This window comes from Mesorhizobium sp. (assembly GCF_004962925.1).
Taxonomy (GTDB): Bacteria; Pseudomonadota; Alphaproteobacteria; order Rhizobiales; family Rhizobiaceae; genus Mesorhizobium.
In genome coordinates, this window is the sequence record NZ_SUEO01000082.1 from 1 (window position 1) to 2093 (window position 2093).

The 2093-nt window shown below is 62.6% G+C and carries 2 protein-coding genes and 2 pseudogenes; 2 read left to right on the plus strand and 2 right to left on the minus strand.

Annotation, left to right across the window (positions count from 1 at the left end):
* Positions 1–332 (minus strand): cation:proton antiporter (locus E5W87_RS17440; protein ID WP_292399874.1); only part of this gene is annotated, 332 nt, incomplete at its 3' end.
* A 124-nt stretch (positions 333–456) separates the two neighbouring features.
* On the opposite strand from E5W87_RS17440, the pseudogene E5W87_RS17445 reads away from it, so the two are divergent.
* A pseudogene (locus E5W87_RS17445) lies at positions 457–797 on the plus strand (glutathione S-transferase N-terminal domain-containing protein).
* Between the two features lie 110 nt (positions 798–907).
* On the opposite strand, the pseudogene E5W87_RS17450 reads toward E5W87_RS17445, so the two are convergent.
* A pseudogene (locus tag E5W87_RS17450) lies at positions 908–1504 on the minus strand (ABC transporter ATP-binding protein); the annotation flags it as partial.
* A 20-nt stretch (positions 1505–1524) separates the two neighbouring features.
* Here E5W87_RS17450 and E5W87_RS17455 point away from each other — a divergent pair.
* On the plus strand, positions 1525–2093 hold a 569-nt coding region (locus E5W87_RS17455), incomplete at its 3' end, for a cation:proton antiporter (RefSeq protein WP_292399877.1).

Genomic DNA, 2093 nt, shown 5'->3' on the forward strand with positions numbered 1-2093 from the left:
GCTATCGGCAGGCCTGCCATTGCCCATCCGACGAGCGCCACGGCAGCGGTCGTGAAAACAACGGCGCCAAGCGCCAGTAAGACAAGCGGCAGCCTATAGCGATTGAGGTCGCGCAGCGATGTGTCATAGGCAGCGTCGAGAAGCACCGGCGCGATGAATAAGGCGAGCGCCAGTTCGGGATCGATCTCAATGGTCGGCGCAAACGGCAGGAAGGCGATACCTACACCTGCCAAAGCCAGCAAGGAGGGATACGGGACCTGGAGACGCCGTGAAAACGCCGTCAGCGCGACGGCGATCAGCAGGAGAACAAGGGTCAGCTCGAAAAGCGCCATGCCTCATCGTAGCGGCGAAGCGCGACTATTGGCAGTGGCAAAACCATAAGCTGCTGTTGATTGGCCGTTGTGCTCTGACTTGGCGGTATGCCTTGAGGCGGTTGACTGCGTATAAGCTTGGGTCATGATCCTCATCGGGCAATATGACTCGCCCTTTGTCCGTCGTGTCGGCATCGCGCTGACCCTATACGAGCTGCCGTTTGAACATCGTCCCTGGTCGACCTTCGGCGATGCGGACAAGATCAGGCGCTATAATCCGCTGACGCGCGTGCCAACCCTGGTGCTCGACAATGGCGAGGTGCTGATTGAAAGCCACGCCATGCTGCCGCGCTCCGCTTCCTTGGCGAGGCGCATCACGGACTGGCTTCGCTCGCCGCGTTTCCGGCGCTCGCCGTCCATGCCGCGCGGCTGGAAGCGCTGCCGGTCTTCAGGACGGTGAGCAAGCCGTTCATCCCGCCGGCCTGACTTCGACTTCCGGGGTATTGCCAGCCAAACGTCTTCGCTTGGCCTCCGACAAAATGCGTCAAACAAGACCTGGAGCGCGGTTTTGGTTCCACCAAAAGCGCTCTAGCTAGCTAGTGCAGCACCAGCATGTCGCCAGACGAGAAGGAAATCTCGGCCTTCTCACCGACAGCGGGCGGCGGGGTGGCCGGACTGTTAAAGGTGTCGAGCGACACCGTGCTGCCGCCGATGCCGACGCGAACCCGGATGACCGAGCCGAGGAAATGCACTTCAGCGATCTCGCCCGAAAGGCTGGAATCGCGGCCGGGATGGCGGCCGAGCGAAATCGCCTCGGGCCGCAGCGCCAGCGACAGCGTGTCGCCGGTTTTCGAACCGTTGAGCTTGCCCTTGAGCGCGACCTCCTGCGTGTTGACGCGCACCTTGCCTGAAGCGGCATCGGTGACGGTGCCTTCGAGCACGTTCAGCGTGCCGACAAAATTGGCGACGAACTTGGTTGCCGGCCGGTTGTAGATCTCGAACGGCGTGCCGACCTGCTCGGCCTTGCCGCCATACATGACTGCGATACGATCAGAGATCGACAGCGCCTCTTCCTGGTCATGCGTTACGAAGATCGTGGTGATGCCTAGCCTCTTCTGGATCGAGCGGATTTCCTCGCGCAGCGACACGCGGACCTTGGCGTCGAGCGCCGACAACGGCTCGTCGAGCAGCAGCCATCGCCCTCGGCGCGATCGTGGCGCCGCCCGATGCTGTCGCGGCGTCGGCCGTCCTTGGGCAGTTCAAGGTGCCGCACCGCGTCACCGCGATCCTGCAAGGCGAAAGCCTGCTCAACGACGCCACCGCACTCCTGATCTACCGCATGGCGGTTTCCGCCGCTGTCGGCTCTATCCTGCTGAGCAGTGCGGTTCCGATGATCTTGCTGTCGACGGTTGGCAGCCTTGCCGCTGGTTATGTGCTCGGCCGATTGTCTCTCGTCACACTCACCCGTATCGAAGACCCGGCGAGCGGCACCGTGGTGCAATTTGCCGGAACTTTCGGCGTTTGGATCCTGGCCGACAGGGTTGGGCTTTCCGCCATAATAACGATCGTGGTCTATGCCATGACCATCGCGCGCACCGCGCCGCGCCGCATGCCGGCTAGAAATCGCGTCAGCTCGTACTCGGTCTGGGAGACGGCGGTCTTCGTGCTAAACGTGCTGGCCTTCGTCCTGATGGGACTTCAGGCACGGTCGATCGTCGGCCGGCTTGCCGAGCAGGGGCAGGTCGAAGCGTTCGTCTTCGCCGCAGCCGTGCTCGCCATCGT